The sequence below is a fragment of the Psychrobacter nivimaris genome, assembly GCF_009812035.1.
In the GTDB taxonomy this organism is placed as follows: Bacteria; Pseudomonadota; Gammaproteobacteria; order Pseudomonadales; family Moraxellaceae; genus Psychrobacter; species Psychrobacter nivimaris.
Window position 1 is genome coordinate 44,886 of the sequence record NZ_VZIZ01000034.1, and the last position, 19,746, is coordinate 64,631.

General features: G+C 42.6%; 19 protein-coding genes. 17 read left to right on the top strand and 2 right to left on the bottom strand.

Annotated elements, in window-relative coordinates:
• The first annotated feature begins 25 nt into the window (after positions 1 to 25).
• From FQV37_RS11900 to FQV37_RS11915, 4 genes are all read left to right on the top strand, one after another.
• The gene (locus FQV37_RS11900; protein ID WP_160023251.1) at positions 26 to 418 is read left to right on the top strand and encodes a hypothetical protein; all 393 of its coding nucleotides are present in this window, start codon (positions 26 to 28) and stop codon (positions 416 to 418) included.
• 158 nt (positions 419 to 576) lie between these two features.
• The gene (locus FQV37_RS11905) at positions 577 to 1,881 is read left to right on the top strand and encodes a glycosyltransferase (RefSeq protein WP_160023253.1); all 1,305 of its coding nucleotides are present in this window, start codon (positions 577 to 579) and stop codon (positions 1,879 to 1,881) included.
• Positions 1,881 to 3,197 (top strand): hypothetical protein, encoded by a 1,317-nt coding sequence (locus FQV37_RS11910; RefSeq protein WP_205962093.1) that lies wholly within the window; start codon positions 1,881 to 1,883, stop codon positions 3,195 to 3,197. The genes FQV37_RS11905 and FQV37_RS11910 overlap by 1 nt, the downstream gene beginning before the upstream one ends.
• Before the next feature lie 46 nt (positions 3,198 to 3,243).
• A complete protein-coding gene (locus FQV37_RS11915) occupies positions 3,244 to 4,239 on the top strand; it encodes a glycosyltransferase family 2 protein (RefSeq protein WP_160023257.1) in 996 nt (331 codons plus the stop codon).
• Positions 4,240 to 4,276: 37 nt separating this feature from the next.
• On the opposite strand, the gene FQV37_RS11920 is transcribed toward FQV37_RS11915, so the two are convergent.
• Positions 4,277 to 5,104, bottom strand: coding sequence for a hypothetical protein (locus FQV37_RS11920; RefSeq protein WP_160023259.1), 828 nt, complete (start codon positions 5,102 to 5,104; stop codon positions 4,277 to 4,279).
• A 132-nt stretch (positions 5,105 to 5,236) separates the two neighbouring features.
• Positions 5,237 to 6,154: a LysR family transcriptional regulator gene (locus FQV37_RS11925; RefSeq protein WP_160023261.1), complete on the bottom strand. Its 918-nt coding sequence runs from the start codon at positions 6,152 to 6,154 to the stop codon at positions 5,237 to 5,239.
• A gap of 244 nt (positions 6,155 to 6,398) precedes the next feature.
• On the opposite strand from FQV37_RS11925, the gene FQV37_RS11930 reads away from it, so the two are divergent.
• From FQV37_RS11930 to FQV37_RS11990, 13 genes are all read left to right on the top strand, one after another.
• Positions 6,399 to 7,538 (top strand): muconate/chloromuconate family cycloisomerase, encoded by a 1,140-nt coding sequence (locus tag FQV37_RS11930; protein ID WP_160023263.1) that lies wholly within the window; start codon positions 6,399 to 6,401, stop codon positions 7,536 to 7,538.
• A gap of 75 nt (positions 7,539 to 7,613) precedes the next feature.
• Complete coding sequence (gene catC / locus FQV37_RS11935; RefSeq protein WP_101204514.1) at positions 7,614 to 7,904, top strand: muconolactone Delta-isomerase; 291 nt, start codon at positions 7,614 to 7,616, stop codon at positions 7,902 to 7,904.
• A 99-nt stretch (positions 7,905 to 8,003) separates the two neighbouring features.
• Positions 8,004 to 8,927 (top strand): catechol 1,2-dioxygenase, encoded by a 924-nt coding sequence (gene catA / locus FQV37_RS11940; RefSeq protein WP_025643597.1) that lies wholly within the window; start codon positions 8,004 to 8,006, stop codon positions 8,925 to 8,927.
• Positions 8,928 to 9,059: 132 nt separating this feature from the next.
• Positions 9,060 to 10,436, top strand: a complete 1,377-nt coding sequence (gene benA, locus FQV37_RS11945; protein WP_160023265.1) for a benzoate 1,2-dioxygenase large subunit — start codon at positions 9,060 to 9,062, stop codon at positions 10,434 to 10,436.
• A 71-nt stretch (positions 10,437 to 10,507) separates the two neighbouring features.
• Positions 10,508 to 11,005 carry a benzoate 1,2-dioxygenase small subunit gene (gene benB, locus FQV37_RS11950; RefSeq protein WP_025643600.1) on the top strand — a complete coding sequence of 166 codons (498 nt, stop codon included), beginning with the start codon at positions 10,508 to 10,510 and terminating at the stop codon, positions 11,003 to 11,005.
• 65 nt (positions 11,006 to 11,070) lie between these two features.
• A complete protein-coding gene (gene benC, locus FQV37_RS11955) occupies positions 11,071 to 12,087 on the top strand; it encodes a benzoate 1,2-dioxygenase electron transfer component BenC (protein WP_025643602.1) in 1,017 nt (338 codons plus the stop codon).
• A 59-nt stretch (positions 12,088 to 12,146) separates the two neighbouring features.
• Positions 12,147 to 12,926, top strand: coding sequence for a 1,6-dihydroxycyclohexa-2,4-diene-1-carboxylate dehydrogenase (locus tag FQV37_RS11960; RefSeq protein ID WP_101204513.1), 780 nt, complete (start codon positions 12,147 to 12,149; stop codon positions 12,924 to 12,926).
• A 75-nt stretch (positions 12,927 to 13,001) separates the two neighbouring features.
• Positions 13,002 to 14,231 carry a benzoate/H(+) symporter BenE gene (gene benE, locus FQV37_RS11965; RefSeq protein WP_101204512.1) on the top strand — a complete coding sequence of 410 codons (1,230 nt, stop codon included), beginning with the start codon at positions 13,002 to 13,004 and terminating at the stop codon, positions 14,229 to 14,231.
• Positions 14,232 to 14,343: 112 nt separating this feature from the next.
• On the top strand, positions 14,344 to 15,066 hold the full coding sequence (locus FQV37_RS11970; protein ID WP_101204511.1) for a 3-oxoacid CoA-transferase subunit A: 723 nt from the start codon (positions 14,344 to 14,346) through the stop codon (positions 15,064 to 15,066).
• A 26-nt stretch (positions 15,067 to 15,092) separates the two neighbouring features.
• A complete protein-coding gene (locus tag FQV37_RS11975) occupies positions 15,093 to 15,758 on the top strand; it encodes a 3-oxoacid CoA-transferase subunit B (protein WP_101204510.1) in 666 nt (221 codons plus the stop codon).
• Positions 15,759 to 15,778: 20 nt separating this feature from the next.
• Positions 15,779 to 16,999: a 3-oxoadipyl-CoA thiolase gene (pcaF, locus tag FQV37_RS11980; protein WP_160023267.1), complete on the top strand. Its 1,221-nt coding sequence runs from the start codon at positions 15,779 to 15,781 to the stop codon at positions 16,997 to 16,999.
• Positions 17,000 to 17,101: 102 nt separating this feature from the next.
• Positions 17,102 to 17,878: a 3-oxoadipate enol-lactonase gene (gene pcaD / locus FQV37_RS11985; RefSeq protein WP_101204508.1), complete on the top strand. Its 777-nt coding sequence runs from the start codon at positions 17,102 to 17,104 to the stop codon at positions 17,876 to 17,878.
• A 392-nt stretch (positions 17,879 to 18,270) separates the two neighbouring features.
• Positions 18,271 to 19,632 carry an MFS transporter gene (locus tag FQV37_RS11990; protein WP_160023269.1) on the top strand — a complete coding sequence of 454 codons (1,362 nt, stop codon included), beginning with the start codon at positions 18,271 to 18,273 and terminating at the stop codon, positions 19,630 to 19,632.
• The last annotated feature ends 114 nt before the right edge of the window (positions 19,633 to 19,746 follow it).

Here is a 19,746-nt window from a genome sequence, read left to right on the forward strand (position 1 = left end):
AACCGAGTGCAAGTTATACATTAGTATGCTTAGCAAGGATGACGATGTATCGGATTTATATAGGCTTGACTATACGCCAAAACAAAACTATATCCAAAGTCGTCAGTCATTATTCCTTAAGAATATAGCAGCGTTACCAAAACTGCTGTTGGTGCTAAATATCATTACAGCTCTAGTTGTAGCACCGTTTTCATCGCTCTACTCACCAGTACTATTTATCTGTGCAGCAGCAGTCTGTATTCTTAAACTAAGCGCCGCCAAGGTCGCAATGGATAATTTCTCTGATGCTCGAGCAGATATATTAAGTATGAGTAAGGTTCTGAGACAGACTCTAAAAGTAGCCCATGAAAAGAAGACGACTATCACGACATCTTATGCGACGTCTTTATTTAAAGATAAAAAGACCATCGACTCGTAAGAATCAGTACTTATAAAGATAGCGGTTTATATAAGCCAATTTTGAAACAAGGTCATTCTATTGTCTTTTATTGTTTCTATACTAAGTTCCCTATACGCCACTCTACTAACCAAAACGCTTATAGCCATGATGCTTATAACTATAAAGGTCTTAAAAACATGATTAGGTCTTCGAATTCACCGCTACGTATTGCCATTATTGCGCATTCACTGTATCCCATTGCCCAGCCTTACGCGGGTGGTCTAGAAATGATTACCCAATTGATTTGTGATGAGCTAGTGGCGCAAGGTCATGAGGTATTGCTTTACGCTCATAAAGATAGCGAGACGAAAGCAACGCTGGTGCCATTATTGACTCGTCATGAGTTTAACAAGATGGTCTATGATAATGAGCATGAAACGGTCGCCATGGGCCGTGAAGAGATGTACCAATATCTCACCTATCAGATAGCCCTACGAGATATTATCGAACGTGATGAGCGCGGTGAGATTGATATCGTACATAACCACAGTCTGCATCATATTCCGATGATGACAGGCCAAGCATTTGGCGAAAGGTTTTTTACCACTTTTCATACGCCTATTTTTCCACAGTTACGTTTGGCACTTTTGACGCTACGCTCTGGTACAACCACTCAGTTTACAGCGATTAGTAAACATCAACAGCAGTTATTCGCTGAGTTTGTTCCCTCACAAGTGGTGTATAACGGCATCGATGTCGAATCCTTTACTGCCAATACAGAATCGCTTGGCAATACTAATGGTAGCGATGACGAGGTGTATTTGTGGTATGGACGCATCTGCCCTGAAAAAGGCACTCATTTAGCCATGCGGTACTGTATGGAAGCTGGGAAGAAACTTATCATAGCAGGACCTAAAAGCAACGAAGACTACTTTAATCAAAAAGTAGCCCCTTTATTATTTAAAGACAGTAAGAGTGGCGATGACAAACTATTCAGTTACGTAGGTCATGTCACCAAGGACGAGATTAACAATTACTTATGCCAAGCAACTGCCATGCTATTCACCAGTACTTGGGACGAGCCATATGGATTGACCTTGGCTGAAAGTTTGGCATGTGGCACACCAGTGATTGGTTTCGATGCTGGAGCCAGTGCAGAAATTATTACTCCAGAGACAGGAGTCATCGTACCTAAAAAAGACAAAGCCGCCTTTATCAATGGCTTTGCTACGATTAAAAATATATCACGCCAAGCCTGCCGTGACCGTGCTTTACAGTTTTGTTCAGTGTCAGCCATGGTAGACGGCTATCTGGAACTTTACCGAGCAGCGTTAAAAAATAGAACTGCGTTAATAGAAGACAATTCAGTAAGTTATATCAACAATATCAACAGCTATGAGCTCTCTGATTTAACAAAAGACTCCCTGCAATTTTTTAATCAGGCCATTCAAGCACCAGTTGAAACTGATACCACTCTTGTTAGCTTTTCTGAGGGATCGTAATGATGCGTATCGGATATTATGCTCATCATCATGGCTCAGGACATTGCCGACAGGCAGACAAACTGGCTGCATTGCTACCTAATAACGCAAGAGCGCAATTAACGGTATTTACGAGCTTAGATATAAATAGCTATCGTTTTACCGCTATTGATGAACAACAAATCGTACGTTTGAATGCGGAAGATGAACGCCCAGATGACATACTAGCAGGTCGTGCGGGAGAATATTGGCAACCAGCCAGCCTACATTACTCGCCCGTAGGCAATGGCGACATTCAAAAACGCAGTCACCAAATACTAGACACTATCTTTCAATGTAAGATTGATCTGATGATTATCGATGTCAGCGTCGAGGTGGCAATGCTCTGCCGTGCGGCAAGTATTCCTTACCTTTACGTTAGGCTTCCTGGTATTCGCGATGATGCGCCACATTTGGGTGCATTTGCTGGTGCGCTTGCCTTACTAGCACCTTATCCTAAAGCATTAGAGTCTACCCAGACATCTGAGTGGGTCTGTGATAAGACGCTCTATCTTGACTTTATCTACTCTCAACAAGCTGAGTTATACACTTATGAGAGCTTTATAGATATCTTGGCAAAGTTGAGCATGGATAATGAAACTTCTGATCTTAAATCTACAAACCTACCAGCTATCGAAACTCAATTAACAGACAAGTCCGGAGCTACAATACCTATTATTACCGTTATCAAAGGCTATGGTGGACACAAAGCGATTGACGAAAAACTACCGGAGTTGCGCTCACTGCTACCCGATACATTAATTGTCTCTCTCGGGCCTATAGACGATGAAAAACGATGTTATGTCGATATCTCAGCTGAGGTAGATGATGTCACACCATTTATTTGCCATAGCGATTATCTGATGATGGCCTGTGGCCTAAATGCTGTCGCGCAAGCGTATCATTACGATACGCCGCTCATAGTAGTGCCTGATGACAGGCCACATAATGAACAGGCCGTCATGGCTGAAGCGTTAGTCGCTCAAAACAAAGCGCTAAATTGGCATCAGTTTAAAACCTTAATGAGCGTCAATGATAATCAACATGAATCTATTGCCCAAACAATTCATGGTCGAAGCAAACCACACCCTACTACCTCGGTTGATAGCATTGAAAAAAATAACATTGAAGAAAACAACATTGAGGAAAATAGCAGCGAGGAAATCAACGCAGTTACGCCAATAGCTGCTCAAGCGTTTATGCATAGCATCACTGATTATCCTACTACTAAGCGTTGGTTTAAAAATTGGTTACTCCCTCGACTCAACTTAACACCCGAATCAACAATTAAAGACTGACTTATTAAAAATAACAGGCAACTTGATAGCGAGGCAAAGATAAACGATGACCATTCAGCCAACGAGTAACGCTAGTACGACTTCTGATACTGTACCGATGACCGTCATTACGACTTGCTATGGTCGTAATCGTCATCTCTATAACCTACTCAGCAGTCTAGAAAATAGTAGTGTAAAGCCAGCCGAAGTCATTATTGTCAACGATGACGCAGATCCCAATCGGTTAGCTGAATTTCCATTAAATATCGTGAAATTACCGACTACGGTCAAATCAGCTGTAAATGATGGTAGTGATACTACAATTACAGAGTTTGATATCGGACATAATCGTAATCTTGGGGCACTGCAGGCAACTCACGATATGCTGATTTTTTTGGATGTTGATTGTATCGTAGCGCATACGTTTATTGAGCAAATGTACAAGAAGCTTCTGCAATATCCTAATGCGCTTTTGATGGGTCAACCGCGCTATCTAACGCGACCTTTATCACCAGAAGAAAGTACGCAATTAAAAATCAACCATCTGCCTGTCTCTATTTTAGACGAGCTGTCTGTCTATAACCCTTATCGTTATAATTTTGATGAAGCTGACTCATATCCTACTGAAACAGAGCAAACAGCTATCAAACAGACTGATGATTACGGTGCATTCTGGAGTCTATGCTTCGCTCTCAATCGACAGACTTTTGATAAAATTGGCGGTTTTGACACCCAATATACAGGTTATGGCGCAGAGGATACCGATTTTGCTTTTACAGCACGTCGATTAGATATCGATTTTTACCTTACTGCCGATATCGCTTATCATCAGCAGCATAGTGTCTACCGGCCACCCCTCAATCATCTGGACAGTATCATTGTCAATGCCAATCGCTTCTATCAAAAATGGCACTGTTGGCCCATGGCAGGATGGCTGTCCCAATTTTCCGACATGAGGCTAATTGATTGGACAGAGGAACAGTCGTTACCGATAGCTATACTACGAAATCCTAGTGACAACGAGATAAAGCGCGCTCATTGTCCCGACGCTCCTTATGTTTAACTACTTTTAGCTAAACATAACTTAGTTAATCAATATTCTAGTACCGATGAATAGTCACTCCTATAAGTGGTCGACTCATTTCCTGACGTTCAAAATCCCAGTTATGCCCGTGCCAAAAGTGAGCAGTTTTATCATTGTCATTGAAACCAATCATTACTATCTCTAACGGTAGTTTCGTGTTTTGAATATGCTGTAAGTATGCTCGAGCTACCAGCATCAGCCGATACAATAGAAAACCTGATGAAGGTGCTGACGAATGAATATCGGTAAAGCATGGATAGTCAGCAACGACTTTATGATGCTCTGATAGCACACTGTGATAGGTAGGGCTTGATAATAGTTTTTGCATGTTCGAAGGAATATCTAAGATGCGATGAGCAGTGATAGGATCGTCATTAGGGCTTGGGTCATCAGCCAATGTTGGAAACTGATAAGGCTGGTTGCTCGTCAATATTCCTAGCGGGGCGGTCTCTGCCATTTGCTCCACCACTGATATATGATTGCTTCTAGGCGGCAGGCCAAAATGCAGCTTACTATCACCAATCTGCCGAAAAAACAGCAGCTTAGGCAGTAAACTAGCTAACTGATGGCTGGCAAAGAAATCAGCGTGAATAAAGTGATTAAATAACACCAAGACATCATCGGGCTGTAACAACATCTCAAGCTGAGCCGTGGTGACAGCAGGATTATTTGCAATTAGCACGACTCGTTTAGCTTGCTCTAGTGCAGTTTGTATAACGACTGGTAGTATTAAGAAAGCAGACTTCGCTGTGCTTATATCATCAAATGTATATTTGCTATTCTCTGACAGTGCGATACTCTGTTTAAGTATTGGTTTTTCTGTATTGGACTCTATATTAGACATAGCAACCTTAGTTAATGTGAACTTTTGATTGCTACTTTAGCATTATTAGCGATTTTTATAGAAAAATTGACGATGTTAGTATGCCTATTACTTTTGCCTTAAATAAGTAAAGCCCTTAAAACTTATACTTGATCAAATTTTTTCACGCTTATATATGAAGCCTTCTTCATCATAAATTTGATAAGTAACATCTAATAACGTTTCCAGTAATTCAGACTTATCGAAATGCCTGACACTCATCACGATTGGCGAAGTCAATATCCCTTCTTCAAATGGTATATAGGTTATCTCTTGATGACGTAAATGCTCAAGTGTCTTCGGTACGATAGTCAACCCTTCTCCTGCTGCTACTAACCCTAGGGCAATATGCAATTCACGTACTTCCATGAAATAATTCGCTTTCAAATTACGATTTTCAAATAGTTCTAATACGTAATCAATGAAACTGGGCCTCGGTGCTGTTGGATAAAGTAAGAGATTTTCATTTGTTAAATCGATCAAGCTTAAACTGTCGCGTTTTTCTTTTGATAACGGGTGTTCGATAGGAACAGCAACTACTAAATCTTCCTCTCTAAGTACCATTCGCCTAATGGAAGCATCTTCAAATAACAACCTGCCAAAACTTACATCTATCTTCCCTTCTGTCAATGCTTGCGTTTGTTGCCAAGAGTTTAGCTCATACAATTTAACCTCGATATTCGGATGAACTTCTCTGAAACGGGATATTACTCTCGGCAATATGCCATACAATATAGATGATACAAAACCTATTGAGAGTGAATTATCAAAATTCCCCTTACGAATAGTCATAGTACGCAGGTCGTCTGATTTTTTTAAAATTTGTATCGCATGATCATAAAAAAACTCGCCAGCCTCAGTGAGTTTCAAGGGACGGTTCTCCCTATCGATGAGCGTAACGCCAATCTCTTCTTCCAATTGTTTTATCTGCCGGCTAAGTGGTGGCTGCGAGATGTATAAACGAGCAGCTGCTTTATTGAAGCTTTTTTCTTCTGCCACAGCTATGAAATAGCGTAAATGCCTGAGTTCCATTATTCTTCCTTGATTGACTTCCTATTGTTTCTATCCTAAGTCGTTCTAATTTCTTCCCTTTTATCCATCACCTACTTCATATACAAAACATCCATACCTAAAGAACATAACATACCACCTACCTTTCGACAAAATACCTAAAAAGTATTAAAAAAAGACTAAATAGGTCTTAGACATGTCGATATTTAACACCTATAGTTCTTATTAAGCATAAGGAAGCCAAAATTTTATACTAAGGACAGATATGATTCGTTCAATTAATACTTTACTAGTACCAATACCTACTATTCGAGCGCATAAACTGGCTTGTACCGTGATGAATGAACAAGTATTGGTTCTGGTGCATATCCAAACCGAAGATGGCTACGAAGGTTGGGGCGAAGCAACGACGATTGGCGGCTTAAGTTATGCTGAAGAAAGTCCTCATAGTATCAAAACTAATATCGATACTTACTTTACCCCTCTCTTGATGAAAGAAAAGCCTACAAGCACAGCAAAAGCAATGCAGCTATTGAATACCCACATCAGCGGCAATCGTTTTGCAAAATGCGCGATTGAAACTGCTCTACTCGACATCGAAGGCAAAAGACTCAATCTACCTATCAGCGAGCTCATCGGTGGTCGCGTCCGTGATCGTATCGAAGTGGCATGGACGCTTGCTAGCGGAAATACTGATACCGATATCGCTGAAGCTCATCAGATGATTGAACAGAGAAAGCATCGGATTTTTAAATTAAAAATAGGCAGCAACCCTATCCTTGATGATGTCGCCCATGTGTTAGCTATTAAACAAGCTTTACCTGATTGCCGCATCACCGTTGATGTCAATCAAGCATGGACAGAGCTTGAAGCTATGAAAGGTATAAATTTATTACAGAATGGCAGTGTTGATTTAATCGAGCAACCAGTATCAATGCGTAATAAATCAGCGCTGAAGCGTTTAACTGAGCACTTTGACGTGGCTATTATGGCTGACGAAGTCGTGCAAGATCCACATAATGCGTTCCAATTGGCAGCGGATCATTGTGCTGATGTCTTTGCTGTAAAAATCAATCAAGCTGGTGGATTAAAAGCTGCCTGCCTTATCGGACAAATGGCACATCTAGCAGGTATCGAGCTTTATGGCGGGACGATGCTAGAAGGACCCATTGGTACTGCTGCATCAGCGCATGTGTTTTCTACTTATCCTAGCTTGAACTTTGACACGGAGCTGTTTGGCCCGTTGCTATTAACAGAGAATGTTTTAGTTCAACCGCTTGATTATCAAAATTTTGGTTTGACTATTCCAACTGGTGCTGGCCTAGGTATCGAGGTAGATAGCGACAAAGTATATCACTATGCCAGACAAGCAGTCCCTACGTTACCTAAACCATCAAATCCATAATTCTCTACCAACGCTCAAACTGAAACGCTGTAAAAGTCAGCCAAATTATCTTTCATCACGTATAAGGAAATAATTATGTTATACCACGTCAGAATGGATGTCTTAATCCCAACAGATATGGATACCGATAAAGTCAACGAGCTTAAGGCAACTGAGAAAGCACTGTCACAGAAGCTGCAAGAGCAAGGTAAATGGCGTCATATTTGGCGTATAGCAGGTCAGTATTCTAACTTCAGTATCTTTGATGTTGAGAGTAATGAAGAGCTACACGATATTATGATGTCATTACCACTTTATCCGTACATGAAGGTTGAAGTGACACCGTTATTGCGTCACCCATCATCTGTTCGTAGTGATGACAGTTAAATCAAGGCATTAAATCTGTAATCAGAATCTATAAAAGGTGGGTAAGAATACTCACTGTAGTTACCCCTTAATAAAACAGTCCTCAACAAGGAGAGAGACATGGAACGCAGCCAAATTGAAGCATTAGCCACTCAGTTCATCAAAGGCAAAATCGACTTCCCTGAACAAGTAAATCCACGTGTACAAGAGATTGTATTACGTATTGTGACCGACCTTATGCAAACTATTAATGACTTAAAAATAACCGCCGATGAGTATTGGTCTGGGGTTGAGTTCATTGGTGATTTAGGCAAAGAAGCCGGTTTGTTATCACCAGGTCTTGGTTTTGATCACTTCATGGATTTAATGATTGAAGAAGATTTAAAAGAAGCAGGATTGGATGGCGGGACTGTACGTACTATTGAAGGCCCTCTCTATGTCGCTGGCGCACCAGAAGAAAAAGGGTTTGCACGTCTTGATGACGGTACAGATATTGATAATGGCACGGTGCTATTTATGCAAGGCACTGTTTATGGTGAAAATGGAAAACCTCTTCCAAACGCAAAGGTAGAAGTATGGCATGCCAACAGCTTAGGTAACTACTCTTTCTTTGATGAATCACAGTCTCACTTCAACTTGCGTCGTAGCATCATTACAGATGAGAACGGCAATTATGCATTCCGCAGCATCGTTCCGCTAGGTTACTCGGTACCACCAGAAGGAATGACGCAAAAAGTATTGGGCGCGCTAGGACGTCATGGTCATCGCCCAGCTCACATTCATTTCTTCGCCAGTGCTGACGGTCATCGCAAACTGACCACGCAGATTAACATCGATGGCGATGAGTACCTATGGGATGACTTTGCTTTTGCAAGCCGCGAAGGTTTGGTACCAGAGGTAACGATGGTCGAAGATGCGGACAAGCTAAAAGAAAAAGCGCTGGATAAGCCTTACGCAAGTATCGACTTTGACTTTCATTTAGTAAAAGACATTGACCAAGCTGTACAAGGCAGCGAAGTAGAACGCCGCCGTGCTCAAGGTTAATGAGCACTCATATTAAATAGCATTAATTAATTGATCACTACTAGCGACTTACGTTTGATATGCCCTCAGTTGCCGTATCAAACGTAAAATTCTAATCTCATTTTATACCGTCATTATACAAGGAAGGCAGCCATGAGCGAGCGTATCAATTTAGTACCTGAAGGATCAGACATCACTATTGATGATTTTTTAGAAGAGAACAGTGAAAAAGGGATTTATCGTCTGCATCGTAGCGCCTTCACTAACGAAGAGCTATTTGAGCTTGAAATGAAATACATCTTTGAGAATAACTGGGTCTATTTGGCGCATGAGAATCAAGTGCCTAATAACAATGACTACTACACCTCATACATAGGCCGCCAGCCGGTGATTCTAGCTCGCAATAAAGAGGGTGAGCTGCATTGTATGATTAACTCTTGCTCCCACCGCGGTGCGCAATTATGCCGCCATAAAAAAGGCAGTAAAGCCACTTACACCTGTCCATTCCACGGTTGGACTTTTAATAACTCAGGTAAGCTGCTTAAAGTTAAAGACCCAAGACACGCCGGCTACCCAGAATGTTTCAATAAAGAAGGTTCACATGACTTAAAGCAAGTAAAACTGGCCAATTATAAAGGCTTTATATTTGCCAGCCTAAATGATGATGTTCAGCCAATCGAAGACTGGCTTGGTGGCTCAACCAAAATCCTTGACATGATTGTCAATCAGTCGCCAGAAGGTCTAGAAGTTCTACGCGGCACATCAACCTATACTTTTGATGGCAACTGGAAACTACAAGCCGAAAACGGCGCTGATGGCTATCACGTTTCAGCCGTCCATTGGAACTACGCTGCCACTACCGCACGTCGTAAAGAAGAAGCGGCTAAAGAAGACAATATCAAAGCCATGAACGCGGGTAAATGGGGTCGTCAAGGCGGTGGTTTTTACTCTTTTGAAAACGGTCATATGATGCTCTGGACCCAGTGGGAAAATCCACAAGATCGTCCAAACTATGCCTATCGCGACGAATATATCGCAAATTACGGTGAAGCCATGGCAGACTGGATGATCGGACGCTCACGTAATTTATGCTTATATCCAAACGTCTACATCATGGATCAGTTCGGCTCGCAGATTCGTATGCTGCGCCCTATTGCGGTTGATAAAACCGAAGTCAGTATTTGGTGTATTGCACCCAAAGGCGAAAGCGATGAGGCACGTGCGCGCCGTATCCGTCAGTACGAAGACTTTTTCAACGTCACTGGCATGGCCACACCTGATGATCTAGAAGAGTTCCGCTCATGCCAAGAAGGCTATAACGGCATCAAAATGGAATGGAATGATATGTGCCGAGGTTCTGAACACTGGATACAAGGGGCAGATGAAGGGGCAGCGGCTATCGACCTCAAACCTTTAATGAGTGGCATGAAAACTGAAGATGAAGGTCTCTATACCGTTCAGCATCACTACTGGCATGAAGAGATGAAAAAAGCTTTAGCACAAGAGCAGCAGCTACATGGCGGATGCTAATAGCTATCGATATATTTATACCGTTGACCTGCCAGTTATTATGGAACTGACAAAATATAAGGATATCAATCATGAAAAACACAACTGTTAACATTGAAGACATTCGACAGTTTTTATACCGTGAAGCACGACTCCTTGATGAAAAAAAATGGGAAGAATGGCTCACCTATTATGATGAAGACTGCCCCTTTTGGATGCCAAGTTGGGATGACGATGGTCAGCTCATCAGCGACCCACAACGAGAAATTTCGCTGATTTATTATCCGGACCGCCGTGGTCTTGAAGATCGCATCTTCCGTATTGAGACTGAGCGCTCATCAGCGACCATTCCTGATACGCGTACCACGCACAATTTATCGAATATTGAATTACTCGAAAACAATGACGGTATTGTGACGGTACGTTTCAACTGGATCAACAAGTCCTTTCGCTATCACGAGACCAATACCTATTGGGGTTACTCTCAGTACAAAATAGACATGACTCAAGACCAACCAAAAATTTTGGATAAGTATGTGGTCTTAAAAGACGACTATGTGCATCAAATCATGGATGTCTATCACGTCTAATCATTATTCACTCATTACTTAATCACTAGCTTTTAATTAATACGTGTTGAAAAGGGATATTTCTCATGGAATATAATATTGCTCTACAGTTCGAAGACGGCGTCACGGGCTTCATCAAATGTGAAGCCGACGAAACAGTTGCCGAAGCAGCGTATCGTCAAAAATTTAATATCCCTGTGGACTGCCTAGATGGTGCTTGCGGTACTTGCCGTTGCCATTGTGAATCTGGCAGCTATGACATGCACCCTGATATGTATATCGAAGATGCACTCACAGAAGCTGAAGCTGAAGAAGGTTATGTACTCACCTGTCAGATGATTCCTGAAAGCGACTGCGTGATCAAAGTACCAACCTCCTCTGAAGCTTGCAAAGTTGGCAAGTCTGTATTCAAAGGCAAACTACAGCAGCTGAATGTACTGTCTGAGTCTACCATTCACTTTGGCGTCGAAGTCGATAATCCAGATGCGCTAGTATTTTTGCCAGGCCAGTATGTCAATGTCAGTATTCCTGATTCTAACGAGACACGCTCCTATTCATTTAGCTCTATACCTAGTGCCAATCAGGCCGAATTTGTCGTCCGCAATATTCCTAACGGCAAAATGAGCACCTTTTTATCTGATACTGCAACTATAGGCCAAGAGATTAATTTTGAGGGTCCATTTGGTAGCTTTTACCTGCGCCCTCTAATCCGCCCGACCCTATTTCTAGCAGGCGGTACCGGTATCGCGCCTTTTTTATCGATGCTAAAAAGTTTAGAAGTGTCTGGTGCTCATCATCCTGTCAGGATGGTCTACGGCGTCACCAACGATTTTGATCTGATAGAAGTCGAGAAACTAGAAGAAGTAAAACAAAACCACCCTTGGTTTGACTACCGCACCTGTGTCGCCACAGAAGATAGTAGTCATGAGCGTAAAGGTTATGTTACCGGTCATGTTGATAATGAGTGGCTGAACGATGGTGACGTCGATGTGTACTTGTGTGGTCCGTTAGGGATGGTGGATGCGGTGAGTAATTGGTTAGACAGCAGTAATCTAAAACCGTGCAATTTTTACTATGAAAAATTCACGCCCAGTGAACAATAACATAGCTTAGCCGTATTACTCTACTAGCAAAGCATGAGCAAGATTTTTAGGAGACTGTCATGAGTAAAAGATTTGATAATAAAGTATGTATCGTTACTGGTGCCGCCCAAGGCATCGGGCGCGGAGTCGCATTACGCTTAGCAAGTGAGGGCGGAAAAATCGTCATGGCAGACTTTTCTCCATTAGTAGAAGAGGTGCTGGCTGAAATCATTGCTAATGGTGGACAAGCCGTTACCATTCAAGCTGACCTTGAAACCCGTCAAGGTGCTAAAGAGGCTATTGATAAGGCACTTGATAGCTATGGGCGTATCGATATATTAGTCAACAATGTCGGCGGCGCAATATGGATGAAACCTTTTACCTGCTTCTCTGAAGCAGAAATCCAAAAGGAAATCAGTCGCTCATTATTTCCAACATTATGGTGTTGTCATGCGGTATTACCAACCATGGTCAAACAGCAGTCAGGCATTATTGTTAATGTGTCCTCTATCGCTACTCGTGGTATCAACCGCATACCCTACTCGACAGCGAAAGGCGGCGTGAACGCCATGACCGCATCGCTCGCTTTTGAGTATGCAAACGATGGCATCCGTGTGAATGCCGTGGCAACTGGCGGTACTGAAGCGCCGCCCAGAAAGATTCCACGTAACGCCAAACCATTAACTGATGATGAAAAATCATGGATGAATGCGGTGGTTGATCAGACCATTGATCGCACCTTTATGAAACGCTACGGCACGATAGATGAGCAAGTCAATGCCATCTTGTTTTTAGCATCCGATGAGTCTTCTTATATTACTGGTAGTACCATTCCTGTAGGCGGTGGCGACGAAGGCTAATAATAAATCTGTCAATCAGTAGCATGCATCTTAATTTGCAACCCCGTAACGAATGCTAATTTGCAAGGAAGCAATATGGCCTCTGTAATCCAAACCTTAAAAAACGACTGGTCGCTCTCTGCATCGGTTGCAGGGTTCTTAGCGGTTCTTATTTCCTATGCAGGTCCTTTGATTATTTTTTTTCAGGCCGCACAAGCCGCACAAGTATCGGATGCCATGATGGCGTCTTGGATTTGGGGTGTCTCCATTGGTGCTGCCATTCCTGGTATTTATTTATCTATTAAATATAAAACACCGGTTATTACAGCATGGTCCGCACCTGGTACCGCTTTACTGGTTACCCTATTTCCACAGATGAGTATTAATGAAGCTGTTGCCGGTTATATCATCTCAGCGATTGTCATATTTATTATTGGAGCGACAGGTTACTTCGACAAAATATTAAAATGGATTCCTAACGGTATTGCCGCTGGCATGATGGCAGGCATCCTATTTCAGTTCGGCTTAGAATTATTTAAAGCCACTGATAGCATGCCATTTATCGTCTTTAGCATGCTCGGTTGCTATTTATTAGCCAAACGCTTTTCGCCGCGCTATACGATGATCTGGGTGTTGATATGCGGTGTTATCTTAAGCGTCTTACTTGGCAAAATGAACCCTGTCCATTTCGATTTAGCCGTTACCATACCTAATTTTATTGCACCTGAATGGTCGTGGAACTCAACGTTTAACCTCGCTATACCACTCATCCTTGTGAGCTTAACTGGTCAATTCTTACCCGGCATGGCTATTTTAAATCTAAGTGGCTATGACACGCCAGCCAAGCCTATTGTGAGTGTTACAAGCCTCGCCTCTTTAGCAGTTGCATGTGTTGGTGGTATCACTATCGTACTTGCCGCTATCACAGCCGCGCTTTGTACTGGCAAAGATGCGCATGAACTTAAGGAAAAGCGCTATATCGCAGGTGTCGCTAATGGCATCTTCTATTTATTTGGCGGTTTATTTGCTGGCAGTATCGTGATGGTATTTAGCTTGCTTCCAAAAGAGCTTGTCGCGGCACTGGCCGGCCTTGCGTTAATCGGTGCCATTTCTGCCAATATCACCATTGCTATGAAAAATGATGAGCAAAGAGATGCAGCGTTAATTACCTTTTTGGCGACAGCATCGGGTATGAGCTTTTTGGGATTAAGCTCTGTGTTTTGGGGCATTCTTATTGGCATGATTGCTCACTATATTCTGACCAAAAAACGCCTACTACCAACATCATCTATCTCATTAACGACCTCTAATAATGAAGCCAATTAAAAGCAAGTCTCTTACAAAAAATTTAAGTAGTGTCAGAGCAATGAGTCTAACCCATGTACCACTTATTAATTTTAAAGACACTACCTCATATGACTTTTTATAGGATATAAACATGATTAACAAAGCTGATAAAGGTATCACTGACGTACTTAGTCAAATCAAAGATGGCGCCACCATTATGATTGGTGGCTTTGGCACGGCAGGTCAACCCGCTGAACTCATTGACGGGCTTATTAATTTGGGCGTAAAAGATTTGGTCATCATTAATAATAATGCCGGTAACGGCGACCATGGCCTTGCCAAACTCTTACAAACAGGTGCTGTACGTAAGATAATTTGCTCTTTTCCCCGTCAATCAGACTCTTGGGTATTTGATGAGCTTTATCATGCTGGCAAGATTGAACTGGAGCTAGTACCACAAGGTAATTTGGCTTGTCGTATTCAAGCAGCAGGTATGGGACTCGGCGCAGTATATACGCCAACAGGCTTTGGCACTTTACTCGCAGAAGGTAAAGAGACTCGTCATATCGATGGTAAAGACTATGTTCTTGAATATCCGATAAAGGCTGATTTTGCCTTAATTAAAGCCAATAAAGGCGATCGCTGGGGCAACTTGGTGTACCGCAAGTCTGCACGCAACTTTGGTCCAATCATGGCAATGGCAGCTGAAGTAACTATCGCCCAAGTCTCTGAAACGGTGGATCTTGGTGAACTTGATCCTGAGTATGTTATTACACCGGGTATCTTTGTGCAGCATGTGGTGCAAATCCAGCCTACTAGTACTGAACCTGCTAGTGATGAATATGCTAGCACAGCAACGACAGCCACCGCTTAATACTGCCAATTATAAGGATCGTCATCATGAGCCATACTTCCTACACCGTTTTGACCCGCGATCAAATTGCCGAGCGCGCTGCACAAGATATTCCAGATGGTGCTTATGTCAATTTAGGCATCGGACTACCGACCAAAATTGCCCAATACCTACCGGATGATAAAGATGTATTTTTACATTCAGAAAATGGCTTACTAGCTTTTGGGCCACCACCTGCTAAAGGTGAAGAGGATCCCGAGCTGATTAATGCCGGCAAAGAATACGTCACCATGCTCGATGGCGGTAGCTTCTTCCATCATGGCGACTCTTTTGCGATGATGCGTGGTGGTCATATCGACATTTGCGTATTGGGCGCGTTTCAAGTGGCAGCCAATGGCGACTTAGCCAACTGGAGTACCGGTGCAGAGGATGCAATACCTGCCGTTGGCGGCGCAATGGACTTAGCCGTCGGTGCCAAAAAAGTCTTTGTCATGACCAATCATACCACCAAGACGGGCGACCCTAAAATCGTCAGCGAGCTTACTTATCCTGTGACTGGCAAAAACTGCGTTGATCGCATTTATACTGATTTATGTGTCATTAATGTCACCGATAAAGGCTTAGTAGTCACCGAAATGGTCGATGGCATTAGCTTCGAAGACTTACAGGCCTTGACGGGTGCCACACTGACTGACGCTACTACAGTAAAATAATAAAAAGGATAATATCTACAATGGATAACTTAACAAACGCTTATATCATTGACGCCATTCGCACCCCTTTTGGACGCTACGGCGGCGGTCTAGCACCCGTACGTGCAGACGACCTAGGCGCTATCCCTATCAATGCGTTAATAGAACGTAATGCTAATGTCGACTGGGTACAAGTAGATGACGTCATCTATGGCTGTGCCAACCAAAGCGGCGAAGACAATCGCAACGTCGGACGTATGTCGTCATTGCTAGCCGGCCTACCTTATCAAGTGCCTGCGACAACTGTTAACCGCTTGTGCGGCTCGTCGATGGATGCGTTAGCGATAGCGGCGCGTGCGATTAAAGCTGGTGAAGCCAATTTAATTATCGCAGGTGGTGTTGAGAGCATGAGCCGTGCGCCATTTGTGATGGGCAAATCAGGTCAGGCATTTGGTCGTAGTCAAAAGCTGGAAGATACTACTATGGGCTGGCGCTTTATCAATCCAAAGCTTGATGAGCTATATGGCACAGAGACTATGCCGCAAACCGCTGAAAATGTCGCAGAGCAATTCAATGTCAATCGAGCTGACCAAGATGCATTTGCGCTACGTAGCCAACAACGTACCGCAGCGGCGCAAGCGTCAGGATTCTTTAAAGATGAGATGACCCCTGTCGTCATTCCGCAGCGTAAAGGCGAGCCTGTCACCGTCGATACTGATGAGCATCCTCGTGCTGACACCACCCTTGAGAAGTTGACTAAACTGCGTCCTATCGTCACCGCAGATGGTACGGTGACTGCTGGTAATGCCTCTGGAATTAATGATGGTGCAGCAGCCTTCCTAGTAGCGTCAGAGCAAGCGGTTAGAGAATTTAATCTAAAGCCACGGGCACGTATTGTGGCCTCAACTACGGTAGGCGTTGAGCCACGTATTATGGGTTTCGCCCCAGCACCCGCAATGAAAAAGCTGCTTAAGCAAACCGGCCTGTCTCTCGATGAGATGGATGTCATTGAATTAAACGAAGCCTTTGCTGCACAAGCTCTAGCTTGCACACGTGACTTAGGGTTAGCTGATGATAGCGAGCGCGTCAATCCTAACGGCGGTGCGATTGCCCTTGGTCATCCACTCGGCGCCTCAGGTGCACGTTTGATCTTAACCGCCCTTAATCAACTGGAAAAAACAGGTAAGCGTTATGCTATCTGCTCAATGTGTATCGGAGTTGGACAAGGTATCGCGATGATTATTGAGCGTGTTGAGAGTTAAGCGTGTTGAGAATATATAGATAGCTCAAAAAATAGATGCACTCATTGATAGGCAAAAACCAATACCTTACTCACATGACAATCACAAACAAGGACGTTCATCATGCCTGAATTTGACAATAAAGATATAACGCTAAACTATGCCACTTTTGGTGATAGCAGTAACCCTGCTCTGATATTCTCTAACTCTTTAGGTACCAGCTATCATATGTGGCAGCCACAAATCGATGCTTTGCAAAACGATTATTTTATCATCTGCTATGACACTCGTGGCCATGGTAATTCTTCTGCACCAAGAGGTCCTTATAGTTTCGATCAGCTTGGACAAGACGTCATTGATTTGCTTGATTATCTGAACATAGATAAAGCATTTTTTTGTGGCATTTCTATGGGTGGTATGACTGGTCAATGGTTAGCTATTCATCATCCTGAGCGCTTTGATCATTTAATGCTATGCAATACCGCCGCGAAGATTGGCAATGAGGCAGCATGGGTAGATCGCGCGCACTTGGTACGTGAGCAAGGTCTAGATCCTATTGCCGCTACAGCCGCTCCGCGTTGGTTCACAGCAAGTTTTATCGATAATCATCCTGATGTAGTTAAAGCACTATCTGACGCTCTCGCAGCTGGCAGTAGCGAGGGTTATGCCAGCTGCTGCGATGCACTATCTGTCGCTGATACTCGCGAGCAGTTACAAAATATTCGTGTACCAGTCACAGTAGTTGCAGGTATCGAGGATCCAGTGACAACGGTTGCCGATGGTCAATATATAGTCGATCATATTCCTAGTGCTAAGCTCGCCACTATCAATGCCTCGCATATCTCAAATATTGAACAACCTGAAGCACTTAATGAGTATATTAAATATTACCTGCAATAACGCCAATAAATGCTTTTAAAAAACACATTCATTAGCGTTGATTAATTAGGCTAATTTTATCTATTTATCTTATATTTTTAATCATCTATATATTTTTTTAGTATATGGATGATTTTCTGCGTATTCAGTATTTTCATAATAGAAATTAATGAAACTTCTTGGCGTTAGTTGTCTTACACACACTCACTGCAAGCATCATTCTTCGTATCTAATACTTTATAAGAGTACCGAATACTCTAATAAAGATAAAAGTCAACATTGTTTCAATAGAATGTTATATAGAAAAATATACCTTTTAAGTATCGATTGATACCTAGATAGTTTTTGACTTAGCACCTGTAAAACCCTAACTTGTAAAGCACGTATAAGGATATCATCAACGGAGAATATGAATGGAATCTCAAACCTTAAACATCAATAAAGTTATTGATGAAGCCAAATTTTCACCTTTTCATTGGAAAGTCCTGTTTTGGTGCTTACTGATTATTATCTTTGACGGCTACGACCTCATTATTTACGGCGTGGCCCTGCCATTACTTATGGAGGAGTGGTCATTGACTTCGGTACAAGCAGGTTTTCTTGCTAGCGCAGCACTATTCGGTATGATGTTTGGTGCCATGATTTTTGGCACTTTATCTGACAAAATCGGTCGTAAAAAAACAATTATGATTTGTGTCGCTCTATTCAGTAGCTTTACTTTTTTTGGTGCTTTCGCTAGCGGGCCTATGCAGTTTGCGGCTTTGCGCTTCATTGCAGGTCTAGGTATTGGCGGCGTGATGCCAATCTGCGTGGCACTAACATCTGAATACGCACCGAAACGTATGCGTAGTACTTTAGTCGCTATTATGTTCAGCGGTTATGCAATTGGTGGTATGACGTCAGCATTATTAGGATCTTTTTTGGTGCTAGATTTTGGCTGGGAAATTATGTTTTATATTGCGGGCATCCCTACTTTGCTATTGCCAATTATCTGGAAGATGCTACCTGAATCCTTGATGTATTTGGTCAAAGAAAAGCGAGAAGACGAAGCTAAAAATATCGTTCAAAAACTGGCTCCTCAAGAAAAAGTTACACCCTCTACTACGTTAGTACTAGACGAACCCACCAAAGGTGATGATGCACCAATTAAAGCGTTATTTCTGAACAGACGTGGATTCACTACTATTATGTTTTGGGTAGCATTTTTTATGTGTTTGCTGATGGTTTACGCTTTAGCAAGCTGGTTACCAAAGCTAATGATTCAAGCCGGTTACTCATTAGGTGCTAGTATGTTATTTCTATTTGCACTTAATATTGGTGGGATGATTGGGGCTATTGGCGGTGGTGTCCTAGCTGATAAATTCCATTTAAAACCTGTACTAACTATTATGTTTGTCGCTGGGGCAATAGCATTAATTTTGCTTGGCTACAACAGTCCTCAGATTGTACTATATACGCTCATTGCGATTGCAGGTGCTACAACCATCGGCTCACAAATTCTGCTCTATACTTTTGTGGCTCAATATTATCCTACCGCTGTACGTACGACTGCTATGGGTTGGGCGTCAGGGATTGGACGTATTGGTGCTATCGTAGGTCCAATCCTAACTGGTGCGCTTCTCACCTTAGAGCTGACCCATCAGATGAACTTCTTATTTATCGCTATACCAGGTATTATCGCAGCCATCGCTATCTTCTTAGTAAATCTGAGCGCAGCGGTCGACAGCAAAGAAGGCAAACTGCAACCAACAAGATTAGATATGTCAGCAGCGTAAAAGTAATATTGTTTTTAAAATTGTATTACTGTTACCGTAGAAAACACATAGTACTGAGCTATGCTGAAGAAACCGTACAACTAAACTTGGTAAACTAAGCACAATTATAGGAGT